Raw genomic sequence first — 12,928 nt, 5'->3', positions numbered from 1 at the left:
GCGATTCATCTCCCACTTACTCCGCTTCGCTTCGTTGAAGTGGGAGTCTTCTCGCCTAATTAAGATAAATTCTGAAAATTAAGATCAAAATTGCCGCTTATGTTTATTCAACACGGGAGGTGAATGGCGAAAAGCAGGAACGTTCCCGCTTTGGCGCCGCTTACGTTATGAGACAACGTTGGAACCCTAACCATTTTAAAAACTTTCATCAAGTAGAACATGATGCTTGCGGCATTGTCGCCGCTATCGAAAAACAACGTATTCCAACCCGAGAAAACATTATGACATGTATTGACGCGCTTGTCAAAATGAATCACTGCGCCGGATTTATTAATGGCGAGGGAGACGGCGTCGGCATTCATATGGATATTCCAAGAAAACTTTGGATGGAAAAACTCGCAAACGTCGGTCAAAATCCAGAAATAGCAAACGACGAAAGTTTTACCGTTGGCCATCTTTTCATCGATCGGTCTGCTGATGTAGACCATATAAAAACGAAGATCAAACAGTTATTCAAAAAAACAGGTTTCTTATTGATTTTTGAATCTGACCGTGTGACCTCCTCCAGTGCGTTAGGCCCAATCGCGCTTCGGCAAGAACCGGTATTTTGGCAAGTCGCCTTATTGCCAAGCGACAATGCGCAGCTTACAAAACGATTGTTTGATCTAATGATTGAAATCGAGAAAGATGAAAATGTTCATGTTGCCTCTTTAAACAATTTTCACGTTGTGTATAAAGTGATGGGAGCCGGAGATATTTTGCCAAAATACTATCATGACTTGGCACATCCGTTTATCGCATCGACCATGACGTTAGGACATAACCGTTACTCGACGAATACACTTTCTAACTTTTTTCGTGTCCAACCGTTTAGCGTGTTAGCTCATAACGGCGAAATCAACACAATTGCAAAGCTGCGTGACGAAGCAGTGATGATTGGTGTCCCATTGACAAATGACGGCAGTGACTCCCAAGATTTAAGCCGTACGTTGGAAACGCTTATCTGCCGTTATGATTATAGCTTATTTGAAGCGATGGATATATTGTTCCCGCCTATCGTGAATGAAATTAAAGCGTATCCAGAGCACCTCCAAGACTTGTATACGTACATCCGTGAATCATGGGGGCATTTCGCCCAAGGGCCGGCAGCAATTATCTCCCGCTACGAGGACGAAGCGGTCTTCAGCGTCGATGCGCTCGGATTGCGTCCGCTTTGGAAATTAGAAACGGAAAAACGATTTGTTTTTGCGTCAGAACCAGGAATCATTCCGGCAAGCGAATATACGGGAGAACCAAAGCCGCTCGCACCAGGGGAAAAAATTGGCTTAACATGGTTCGGCGGCGTCATTCAAGTGTTGGAATACGAACAGTTTCAGGAAGAAGTATACGCCCGTTTTTCGAAACGGTTTGACATTATTAACTTCCGAAAACGTCTCGATGTTCCGAAACTGGAAAATCACGTATTTACTTTTGTGCCGACAAAAGTGCATAACGGTCAATATGCCGCGTTCGGCTGGGACAGAGAACATATTCAACTTTTAGAACAAATGGCGGAAAAAGGTGCGGAGCCGATTCGCTCGTTAGGTCATGACGCGCCGCTTGCGGCTATTAATCCGAATCGGAAAAATCTCGCAGATTTCATTAAAGAAAGCGTCGCCGTCGTCACCAATCCAGCCATTGACCGCGACCGTGAAATGGAACATTTTTCAACAAGAACTGTCATTGGAAAACGGCCATCTCTTGTAGATAAAACAGAAACGTCATATGTTATCGAGCTCAGCTCGCCGATTCTCATCGAAGGAAAAATCGGAAACGACTGCGCGACAGAATTACATCATCCTTCGTACGACCAAATTGTTCATTCGTTCCGAGAAAAACAATTAGCGCACATCCTGTCGGCGACATTTACGGCGGAAGAAACCATTCCGCAGGCGCTAGAGCGTCTTTCTAACGAAGCATGTGAAGCGGTTCGTTCCGGCAAGACCTTGCTCGTCATTGATGATGCAGAAGCACATCAAAACGGAAACTTATGGATTGACCCGTTGCTCATCACATCGGCCATCGATCAATCGTTAACAAAACAAGACTTGCGCCGCGACTGTTCCATTTTGCTTCGTTCCGGCGCGATTCGCTCCCTGCATGATTTTGTCGTCGCCTATGGACTAGGAGCAGATGCCATCAGCCCGTATCTCATGTTTGCAACGGTTGCGTCGGAAGAGTCGACTGCACCTGTTGCCAATCTATTTAAAGCGCTCAATAAAGGATTAGAAAAAGTAATTTCGACAATTGGCATTCACGAATTGCGCGGATATAGCCGCCTCTTCTCATCGATTGGCCTGCATGATGAAATCGCCGATGTATTAAACATTGTCAACTTCTTTGGCTCTGATTCATTGCAATACGACTTCGAAGCGCTGAAACAAGATGCCATCGCACGCGCGGAAGACTATACGAATGAAAACGCAAAGCCGGGAAAAACATTCCACGTCTTCCCGCGTATTTGGAAAGCGATTGGGGAAGTCGCCCAAACAGGATCATATGACAACTATCGGGAAAAACTAAATGAACTCGAAATCAAAACACCGACAACGATTCGTCATTTGCTAGATATAAAGAAAACGGAAAAACAAGTTCCTGTCGAAAAAGTCGACATTAGCGTCGGCGAACATAGCCTGCCGTTCGTCATCGCCTCGATGTCGTTTGGTTCGCAAAACGAAGTGGCGTTCCGCGCTTATGCGGAAGCGGCAGATCGCTTAAACATGGTCAGCTTAAACGGCGAAGGCGGCGAAATTAAAGACATGCTCGGCAAATACCCGCGCACGCGCGGCCAGCAGATTGCATCCGGCCGTTTCGGAGTGAACGCGGAACTATTAAACTCTTCGAATCTATTGGAAATTAAAATCGGTCAAGGAGCAAAACCGGGTGAAGGTGGTCACCTTCCAGGTTCGAAAGTAACAGCAAAAATCGCCGAAGCGCGCAACGCGACCATCGGTTCGGACTTAATATCTCCTTCCAATAATCATGACATTTATTCGATTGAAGATTTGGCGCAAATGATTTCCGAGCTAAAAACGGCGAACGACAAAGCAAAAGTCGCCGTCAAAGTGCCGGTCGTGCCAAATATCGGAACAATTGCCGTCGGCATTGCTAAAGCGGGCGCGGACATTATTACGCTAAGCGGTTTCGATGGCGGAACAGGAGCCGCACGCATCCATGCGCTGCAACATGTCGGTCTTCCAGTGGAAATCGGGGTAAAAGCCGCCCATAACGCTCTTCTTGAAGCCGGTTTGCGCAACAAAGTCGAAATTTGGGCAGACGGCGGCATAAAAAGTGCGCTTGACGTTCTCAAAGTGATGCTGCTTGGGGCCAACCGCATCGGCTTTGGTACGCTGTCGATGATTGCGATCGGCTGTACGACATGCCGCGGCTGCCATTTAGATACGTGCCATGTCGGAATCGCCACGCAAATCGAATCGGTAGCACAAGCAAAAGAACACGGATTGCGCCGTTTTGTTCCGCGGCAATTCGAGACGGCAGTGCAAGGATTAGTCAACTTATTCACCTCGTTTGGAAACGAATTAAAAGCATTAACAGCTTCTTTTGGATTTACTCGCCTGCAAGATATCGTCGGCCGCTCTGACTTATTAGAGCAAACAAGAGGACTAGAGCAATTGAATCTATCAAACTTGCTTGAAGTGCTTGAAGTGGAGCAAATGGCGCAAAAAGAAGCAGCGGCAAGCGCAGAGGAACCATCATTGCTCGTTGCTGCTGGGGCGGAATATCTCGATTACTATGTGGAAGATTTGCATCGTTCCCGTGAATTTACGAGCGTCACGTCCGAACAGCGCGTTCTCGGCAGCCGTGTTTCTTGCCACCGCGTACGAGGTCGTCTCGACGGATCGTACAAAAAATTGCCGGATGTCACATTGCGCTACAAAAACGGTTCGATTCCTGGAAACGGGCTCGGCGCTTACAACACTCACGGCATCCATATCCATGTCGATGGCGGCGGACAGGACGGCGTTGGAAAAACCGCATTTGGCGGCAGCATTTTCATTTTGAAAGCAAAGGGAAAAGACGGGAAATTTTATAACGGCTCCGTTGGCAAAGGCTTCGGATACGGGGCGCAAAAAGGTTTGCTCATCGCGCAAGGAAACGCGGACGCACGCGCTGGCATTCGTCTGTCTGGTGCGGATATGATCATCGGCGGCCAAGTGACAACGCCAATTCCGGAAAAAGAACATGGAAATATCGGCACACGTGCGAACATTAAAGGATTTGCCTTCGAATATATGACAAATGGACGCGGCATTGTTCTTGGCGACCCAGGTCCATGGATTTGCGCCGGAATGACAGGTGGAGTCGTCTACTTGCGCCACCAACCGGAAATGGGGTTAACAAAGGCGGCATTGGAACGCCGCATCGCAAAAGGAGCGCAAGTACGCCTCGAGCCACTGAACGAACGTGGAAAATCGGATGTACAAGAATTGTTATCGAAATACATTGAACTATTAAAAGAACACGGTCAGCACGAAGAAGCGCAATCATTACAGCCGCTTCTTGAAAAACCGGAAAACCATTTCTTCCAGGTGATTCCGACAAAAGAACAAGCCGATCCTTCCGTTTCAACAGAATGATCGAGTAGGAGAGGGTGATTAACCCTCGTCCTCTCACACCACCGTACGTACCGTTCGGTATACGGCGGTTCCATTAAGTCTGACGCAGAGATTCATATCGTTGATAAAGACTCTTCAGCCCTTGGCTCTCCCAATAGGAGTTGCCAAGGGCTTTATGCAAGATGGGACTAGCGGCCACTCTCCAATATTTCTTCCGAGTGTTTCCCCATTCATATGCTTTCCGCTTGGGCACTCCTAAACTTTGCAGTTTTCGGACTCTGGTTCTCGAAAGTTTCCACTCTTTCCATTGGCACATGCGCAGCCTTCGTTGAATCCATCCATCTAGTTCTTTGAACACACTTGGAGTCTCTGCTAACGAGAAGTATCCACACCATCCCAGAATGTACTGGTTGAGCTGTTCGATTCGCTCGGGCATGGGAATCGGTTTCGATCGACTCGTCATGGTGCGCATCCTTTGCTTCATGCGCCGAATACTTTCCTTTGCGATCCGGATTTTTGGCTCCTTATTTGGGGTGAAGCTAAAACCGAGGAATTTTCTCCTCCACGGTCGATCCACTGCCGATTTGGTTTCGTTGACTTTCAGCCGGAGTTTCTTTTCAATGAATGCCGTGATCGATTTCATCACCCGTTCCCCGGCCTTCTTCGTCCTTACGTAGATATTGCAGTCATCCGCATACCGTACAAATTTGTGCCCTCGTTTTTCCAATTCTTTGTCCAGCTCATCCAAGAGAATGTTGGACAAAAGTGGACTGAGCGGTCCTCCTTGTGGAGTCCCCTCTTGTGTTTCCATGACCACCCCGTTGATCATGACCCCTGCCTGTAAATACTTCCGTATCAACTTTAGGAGGATTTTGTCTGGAATTCGTTTCGCTAATATCCCCATCAGTTTGTCATGGTTGACTCGATCAAAGAACTTTTCCAAGTCGATATCTACCACCCATGTATATCCTTCCTGAATATACTGCTTCGCCTTTTTCACCGCGTCGTGTCCTCTTCGACCGGGACGAAACCCGTAGCTGTGTTCCGAAAAGGATGGGTCAAAGATCGGCGTGAGCACTTGGGCGATGGCCTGTTGGATGAACCGGTCTGTCACGGTCGGGATTCCTAGTAACCTGACTCCTCCGTTCGGTTTCGGGATTTCGACCCGTCGGACCGGGCAAGGTTCGTAGGTCCCTTCTTCCAAAGCACGCCGTATCACGTCCCAATGTTCCACGAGGTGTCTTCGCAGGTCTTTGACGGACATTCCATCGGTTCCATGGGACCCTTTATTCTTTTCCACTTGTTTGAGTGCTCGCAGGAGATTCTCCCGTGACAGTATCTGTTTCATCCACATTCCAATTCTTCCTCTCTACGTGAACGATCCGTTCTATTCGTGCCATCTTCTTCTCCACCCTCTTGAGGTCCCCCATGGACTTCACCATTTCCTCCCTCAAGCAGGCCCTTTCGGGTTGTCTGTTTCATCAAAGAAGATGAACGCCTAGTGGCCGTTCTCCTTCATGGTTCGGTCCTTCCTCTTCTATCTTAAGCTAGACGAGTACTATGACCTCTGCTGACTTCTGTCCGTTCAGCGTTGGATCGCTCCAACGGTTGCCAAGCGCACTTGGCTTCCCGGACAGACCTCCCCGGGTAAGAGTGCAGTCTTTCCTTCCATCTATCTGCTTCATTTACTCGGTATCACCTTCGGCAGAAAGGGCTTCGTTTTGTCATGCAAACTCACCCGATGATACCTAGCCTCCTATGAAGTTCGTGTTCCTCAGACCGGAAGTTTGCCGCCCGCTTCCTTCAGATTCTGCGTCGCCGCAGACACCCTTGCGTTAAGCTAACTGCTACTTCTGCCTTCGCAGTTCGGGACTTTCACCCTATAGACTACACCCATGCCGGGCGCACATGAAAAGAGTATCCCGCAACTAGCGGGATACTCCTTTTTATTCTGACATACTCGCTGAACCTCCCGATGGCTAAAGCCACGGGGTTCTTGTGTACTATAGAGCTTCTTCCATACCTTCGCATGGATACTGACTCTAATTCCACAAGACTTTCATGGGCAAACACCTCACTGGTGCTTATCGCCCTGTGCGCCCGATTCAAGACGTTGGATTTTTCTTCTCTATAAGAGTAGTATACCATCTTTGACTACGTCAAAGCAATCGGTTCATCCCATGTCTAAAGACGGGCTACACCCTGCATGGGCTTTCTCCGATTGTACTTGTAACTTTTTGAACAGGAATTTTGTTATTAACCGCCTCATATAATCACCTAGACCGAAAATCGTCATATCTATTTTTTTACCACCTGTGTTTATACATGCTAAACTGTATATGTAGCCTTTTATCTTTTCATTTGTTTTTTCGCACCTCTATTTGCACAGAGGAGATTTTAAACACCCAGTTAGCAAGCATCATACGTTTCCCTTCGTCATTTAAAAAACATTTCATGTATATTTTCCACTTGATATCATATATAAAAGCGTGTATAGTACTAAATTGTTTATAAGAACTAAGGAGGAAAGGTTTGAACATACAATGAAGCTCGGTGCCCGCATTTTCAAAACAGGAATCGCCGTTACATTAGCGCTTTTTCTAGCATCCCTATTACACTTTCCCTCTCCTGTATTTGCGGGAATTTCCGCAGTTTTTGCAATGCAGCCGACGATTTACCGTTCCTATTTATCATTGATTGAACAAGTCCAAGCCAATATCATTGGCGCTGCATTTGCCATTATTGCTGTTCTTTTGTTCGGACGTGACCCGTTCATTATCGGCCTTACGCTCATGATCGTTATCGCTCTTTGCTTAAAAATGCGCCTCGAGTCAACGATATCGGTAGCATTAGTTACCGTTATCGCGATTATGGAATATACTGACAGAGAGTTTATCAAATTTGCCGTTATCCGGTTTTCCACCATTATGCTCGGGGTATTCGCTGCCTTTATCGTCAACTTAATTTTTCTTCCTCCAAAATATGAAAAAAGGCTATATGCACAAATTAATGAAAACACGGAAAATATTTTAAAATGGATTCGCATCCATATAAGGCATGCGTCCGAGCACCATATTTTAAAAGAAGACATTGAAAAAATGAAAGAAGATATGACAAAACTCGAGCATCTTTACTTAATGTATAAAGAAGAGCGCACGTACTCGCGAAAAAATCGTTTTCAAAAATCACGAAAACTTGTGCTATATCGGCAAATGATCGTAGTCGCAAACAGAGCGCTCGATACATTAAAAATTCTTCATCGTTTTGAAAACGAGTTGTACCACATGCCGCTTGAGTTGCAGCAAGCCATCCGCTCACAACTAGACAGTCTGCTTCATTACCATGAACAAATATTGCTAAAGTTTATTGGTAAAACAAAATGTCATCCTCGTACAGAAACAGCGATGGAAACCCATCAAGAAAGAACACGTTTAATCGAAGCATTTTACGCACATCACCAGCAAAAAAACGAATATTACCTCTTTTCATTAATAGGAGCGATTATCGATTATAGCGAACAATTAGAACATCTTGATAAATTGATTGACAGCTTCCAACATTATCATCATGATGCTGCCTTAGTAAAAAATTTAGCTAGTCACTAAAAAAGGCTATCTCCGCTAAAAGAGATAGCCTTCTTTTATTAGTTTTTCATGCGCGGATCCAACGCATCGCGCAATCCGTCGCCCATCAAGTTAAAACCAAGCACGGTTAACATAATTGCAAGCCCTGGAAAAATCATCGTCCATGGTGCTTGTGTCAAAAAGTCTTTCGAATCCGCTAACATTTTCCCCCATTCTGGATTCGGAGGCTGTGCCCCCAATCCGAGAAATCCGAGGGCGGCCGCTTCGATGATGGCCGTTGCAATCGCCAGTGTGCCTTGCACGATAATCGGTGCCATACTGTTTGGCAAAATATGATGGAACAAAATGCGCATATCGCTCATCCCAATTGCTTTTGCCGCCATCACGTATTCTTCTTGTTTAATGCTTAATACACGCGAGCGAATCAATCGTCCGAAGTTCGGGATATTAATCACCGCAATTGCAATCAGCGCATTTTGCAAGGAAGGTCCAAGCACCGCGACAATCCCAATGGCAAGCAAAATACTTGGAAACGCAAGCATAATATCAAACAAGCGCGAAATAATTCCATCAATGATGATGTATAAAAGTTTGTGTAAAGCATTTTGCTAGAACAAAAGAAAAAGGTAGGGTATTCTCTGATTGGACCAAAAATCTTAGAGAAAGGAGTACCCTACCTATGTCTAAAAGAAGTATACCGAATGTCGACTGGGCAAATCAACTGGAAAGTGTCATTCGTCAGTTTGTGAAGGAAAAATTAGAGCTGATTATGCGGGAAGAAATCAAACATTTCCTCGAAATCGAACAGGCTGGAACGCCGAATAGGAGAAACGGCTGCTATCAGCGAAATCTAGATACGCAATATGGCCGGATTGAGGGTCTTTTGGCTTCAAGAGACCGAAACGGAAAATTTCAAACACAGTTGTTTGCCCCTTATCAACGCCACACCGGCTGGCTGGAGGAAGCCTTTAAGGCGGTGTATCCGAAAGCCGATGTGCAGCGCTGTGTCGTGCACAAAGTCCGCAACACCCTCAGCTGTGTTTGGAAAAAAGATCAATTTGAAGTGGCAGAGAATCTCAAACTGATTTATCGCGCGCCGAATAAGGAGATGGCGTTACAAATGTTTCAACAGTTTGAGTCGAAATGGTCCAGCAAATATCCAAGAGAAGTTCAATCTTGGGCCAATGAGTTGGATGTCCTCCTTACATTTATGGATGATCCAAGCAGTATTCGAAGTGTGATTTACACGACCAATGCCATCGAACGAACGATCAAGGAAATTCGGAAACGTCTAAAGCCGATGAACAGTTTGAGCAGTTTAGAAGCCGCGGAAAAAGTCATGTATTTGACCATCCAAGATTTTAATGAGAAATGGGCAGGGCGAAAGTTAAGAGGATTTGCCGAAGCGCAGGAAGCCCTCGAGCGAATGTTTGAAGAATGCTATAATTAACCAAATATTGTAAATAAACAAATAAGCAAAGAAAGGGGGCCTCTGTCCACACAAGAGAATGAATATTCAGTCTTTTGTGTGGAGGAAATATCCCCCCTCTATTCTAAATCCATTTCAGAGATACCCTATCTATCTTACATTACACAAAATTCTTGACGGTACCAATTATCTAAATAGAAAAAATAATAATAAAAAAACAGTCTTACAGCGTGTAAAAATTCTCTTCCTCCTAATTCTAAAATAATAATATTTTTCCTACTAATAAACAAAGAAAAGGAGGGAGAGGTTCATATTATCTAAATAAAAAACGGCCTTAACAACTTTGCAAGACCGTTTCTAACTCTTATTTTTCGATAATATAAACATTTTTCACTCCGTGTAATTCAATTGTTGAATCGTAAATAAGTGATAATATTGTCCTTTTCTGGCCATTAATTCATCATGCGTGCCGCTTTCAACAATCTTTCCATCTTCGATAAGAAAAATCCGGTCCGCATGAGTAATCGTTGACAGGCGATGGGCAACGATAAACGTAGTCCGATTTTTCGCGAGCCGTTCCATTGCCTCTTGAATGTAATGCTGGCTTTCTAGATCAAGCGCTGATGTTGCTTCGTCAAAAATAAGAAGCGGAGGATTTTTCAAAAAGACACGGGCGATGGCGATTCGCTGTTTTTGCCCGCCGGATAATTTAATGCCGCGTTCTCCGACCTTCGTATCATAACCGTCCGGCAAATTCATAATAAAATCGTGAGCGTTGGCCGCTTTTGCGGCGGCAATCACTTCTTCGTCTGTCGCACTTGGTTTTCCGAGCAAAATATTTTCTTTCACCGAATCGCTAAATAAAAAACTATCCTGGAACACCATCCCGATTTGATCGCGCAGACTGCGGACGCGTATGTCGCGAATATCTATGCCGTCTAATAAGATGCGTCCTTTTGTGACGTCATAAAACCGTGGAATAAGGCTTACTAATGTAGATTTTCCTCCCCCGCTCATGCCGACAAGAGCGATCGTTTCACCCGCTTTTACGGAAAACGAAATATCTCGAAGTACAGGCGGTTCGTTTTTACTATAAGCAAAAGTTACGTTTTCAAATACGATGTCCCCTTTTACTTCCTTGCAGTCCATCGCATTTGGCGCATCCACAATATCATATGTCTCATCCAAAAACTCAAACATTCGATCCATCGAGGCGAACGACTGCGTTAATGTCGTTGACGAGTTCACAAGGCGGCGCAGCGGGCTATAAAGCCGATCAATATAACCGACGAAAGCAACCAATGTTCCGACGGTAATATGACCAAGCAATACTTGATAGCCGGCATAGCCAATCACAATGATGGGAGCAATATCTGTCACTGTATTCACAACAGAGAACGATTTTGCATTCCAGCTCGTATGCATAAGCGCCTTTGTTAAAAAATTGTTGTTTTGTTCGGAAAAACGTTTCTGTTCCTCTTCTTCGATCGCAAGACTTTTAATCACCGGCATTCCTTGTACTCGTTCGTGCAAGTATGCTTGCAGTTCCGCCAGCGCTTGGGAACGCATTCTCGTCCGTTGCCGCAAACGCCCGAAAAAGTATTTTACGGAAAATGCATAAAGCGGCAGCGTACTAATGGAAACAAGCGTTAATTTAATATCCATCTTCATCATAATAATAAGTGCAATAATAATCGTGGTCATATCTAGCCAAAGATTCATCAGTCCTGTAATAATAAAATCTTTCGTTTGCTCGACATCGTTAATCACGCGCGAAATAATTTCCCCTGTGCGATGGTTGGAGTAATACGTAAAGCTTAATTTTTGCATATGTGTAAATAAGCGGTTGCGAATGTCATACAGCACTTTGCTTGCCGTCCACTGCGCAAAATATTGCCGATAATATTCGACAATCGGGCGAATAAGGACAAAAATCACTAACATCACAGCGATAGCCCACCAAAGACGCTCTGTCTTGACGGACATCGGCAACTTCGTATTTGCGATAATTTCATCAACGACATATTTTAATAACAACGGAATGAGAAGCGGAATCGCAAACTTAATAATTCCGATGATCATCGTTGCAATAATATACCATTTATATGGACGCACAAATTGCATATAGCGGCGAATAATTGCCAAAAACATATCCCCCTTTAAAAAGCAGAAAACCTGTTTGCGGCAACGAACAGGCTTTTTCGCTTTCCCCCTTCATTCACTTTCGATATGAACGAAACTTTTCATACCACGTGTCAATAAAATCTGGCGCAAACGGACCTTTTCGTTCATGAATCCAACTGATCAGCTTTTTCACATTATTTTTTAAAATTCGATCGATCACATCTGGATAATTCATTTCTTTGCGATGCCGTTCATATTCATCTTCGTCGAGAAGAATATATGTCATATCGGGAAATACTTTAATATCCAAATCATAATCGATATATTTTAGCGCTTCCTCATCCCATACAAACGGTGAACTCAAATTGCAATAATAATAAATTCCCTCTTCCCGAATCATGCCAATAATGTTAAACCAATGTTTCGCATGAAAAAAACAAATTGCCGGTTCGCGCGTCACCCATGTCCGGCCGTCTGCTTCCGTCACCATCGTTTTATCATTCGCTCCGATAATACACGTAGACGTTCCTTTTAGCACGATCGATTCTTCCCATACTCGATGAATCAAACCGTTATGTTTATAACTATGAATTTGAATAATTTCTCCTTCTGCAGGATATCCAGACATCATTCTCCCTACTTTCCTATGGGAACTTCTCTTTTTTATTATAACGATTGAAGATACAAATGAAAACAAAAGAGAGCCATCTTAACGCGTTGAAGATGGCTCGCACGTACGGCGATACTGGTTTTGGTATGAAAGAATGACTTCTTCCGTTTGCTTTTCAAACGTTTGTTGAATCTCTCTTAACTGTCGTTTCATTTGTTGGATTTCCTCTTGAATGGATTGGAGTTTCGCTTCTTGCTGCATCTCTATTAATTGTTTTTCAATTTCTTGGCAACGCTCGATTTCCGACTGTAAAAATAACAGTTGCTCCATCGTTTTCAATTGCTCACCCACTAAGCGTTCGAACGTCTCCATTATCGCTCTCTCCCTTCCCATATTCGCCGATGAGCGCCTTCTTTTACTGTTCCTATTTAATATTTCGGGAAGAGATAAAAATTTCCTTTGACTATATATGTAAAATTATGATAGCTTTTGTCGGTGAACTACCCCCACTTAATTTCTAGCGAAAATTTGAAGTGGGGGCTTCCAAAGAAGTTTGACTGCTTCA

Annotated in this window: 7 protein-coding genes and 1 pseudogene; 3 read left to right on the top strand and 5 right to left on the bottom strand. The window is 44.4% G+C overall.

Annotation, left to right across the window (positions count from 1 at the left end; translation table 11 throughout):
* The first annotated feature begins 167 nt into the window (after window positions 1-167).
* The gene (locus DCC82_RS04855; RefSeq protein ID WP_108430420.1) at window positions 168-4,637 is read left to right on the top strand and encodes a glutamate synthase-related protein; all 4,470 of its coding nucleotides are present in this window, start codon (window positions 168-170) and stop codon (window positions 4,635-4,637) included.
* Between the two features lie 73 nt (window positions 4,638-4,710).
* Here DCC82_RS04855 and ltrA read toward each other — a convergent pair whose 3' ends face one another.
* Window positions 4,711-5,970: a group II intron reverse transcriptase/maturase gene (ltrA, locus tag DCC82_RS04850; RefSeq protein ID WP_097354124.1), complete on the bottom strand. Its 1,260-nt coding sequence runs from the start codon at window positions 5,968-5,970 to the stop codon at window positions 4,711-4,713.
* Window positions 5,971-7,159: 1,189 nt separating this feature from the next.
* Between ltrA and DCC82_RS04845 the strand changes: the two genes are divergently transcribed.
* On the top strand, window positions 7,160-8,221 hold the full coding sequence (locus DCC82_RS04845; RefSeq protein ID WP_012749205.1) for an FUSC family protein: 1,062 nt from the start codon (window positions 7,160-7,162) through the stop codon (window positions 8,219-8,221).
* Between the two features lie 38 nt (window positions 8,222-8,259).
* On the opposite strand, the pseudogene DCC82_RS04840 reads toward DCC82_RS04845, so the two are convergent.
* A pseudogene (locus DCC82_RS04840) lies at window positions 8,260-8,775 on the bottom strand (ABC transporter permease); the annotation flags it as partial.
* A gap of 104 nt (window positions 8,776-8,879) precedes the next feature.
* On the opposite strand from DCC82_RS04840, the gene DCC82_RS04835 reads away from it, so the two are divergent.
* The gene (locus tag DCC82_RS04835) at window positions 8,880-9,650 is read left to right on the top strand and encodes a transposase (protein ID WP_108430261.1); all 771 of its coding nucleotides are present in this window, start codon (window positions 8,880-8,882) and stop codon (window positions 9,648-9,650) included.
* 369 nt (window positions 9,651-10,019) lie between these two features.
* Here DCC82_RS04835 and DCC82_RS04825 read toward each other — a convergent pair whose 3' ends face one another.
* From DCC82_RS04825 to DCC82_RS04815, 3 genes are all read right to left on the bottom strand, one after another.
* Complete coding sequence (locus tag DCC82_RS04825) at window positions 10,020-11,774, bottom strand: ABC transporter ATP-binding protein (RefSeq protein WP_097354122.1); 1,755 nt, start codon at window positions 11,772-11,774, stop codon at window positions 10,020-10,022.
* Between the two features lie 73 nt (window positions 11,775-11,847).
* A complete protein-coding gene (gene ntdP / locus DCC82_RS04820) occupies window positions 11,848-12,381 on the bottom strand; it encodes a nucleoside tri-diphosphate phosphatase (protein WP_062678470.1) in 534 nt (177 codons plus the stop codon).
* An 81-nt stretch (window positions 12,382-12,462) separates the two neighbouring features.
* Window positions 12,463-12,735 carry a YgaB family protein gene (locus DCC82_RS04815; RefSeq protein WP_097354121.1) on the bottom strand — a complete coding sequence of 91 codons (273 nt, stop codon included), beginning with the start codon at window positions 12,733-12,735 and terminating at the stop codon, window positions 12,463-12,465.
* Window positions 12,736-12,928: the final 193 nt, after the last annotated feature.

The organism is Geobacillus sp. LYN3 (assembly GCF_003064505.1).
Taxonomy (GTDB): Bacteria; Bacillota; Bacilli; order Bacillales; family Anoxybacillaceae; genus Parageobacillus_B; species Parageobacillus_B toebii.
This window is presented reverse-complemented; position numbering and strand designations above follow the sequence as displayed.

Excerpts from the sequence above, each read along its gene's own strand:
- DCC82_RS04855 (WP_108430420.1), top strand. The coding sequence starts at position 168 with ATGAGACAACGTTGGAACCCTAACCATTTTAAAAACTTTCATCAAGTA.
- ltrA (WP_097354124.1), bottom strand. The coding sequence starts at position 5,970 with ATGTGGATGAAACAGATACTGTCACGGGAGAATCTCCTGCGAGCACTC.
- DCC82_RS04845 (WP_012749205.1), top strand. The coding sequence starts at position 7,160 with ATGAAGCTCGGTGCCCGCATTTTCAAAACAGGAATCGCCGTTACATTA.
- DCC82_RS04835 (WP_108430261.1), top strand. The coding sequence starts at position 8,880 with ATGTCTAAAAGAAGTATACCGAATGTCGACTGGGCAAATCAACTGGAA.
- ntdP (WP_062678470.1), bottom strand. The coding sequence starts at position 12,381 with ATGTCTGGATATCCTGCAGAAGGAGAAATTATTCAAATTCATAGTTAT.
- DCC82_RS04815 (WP_097354121.1), bottom strand. The coding sequence starts at position 12,735 with ATGGAGACGTTCGAACGCTTAGTGGGTGAGCAATTGAAAACGATGGAG.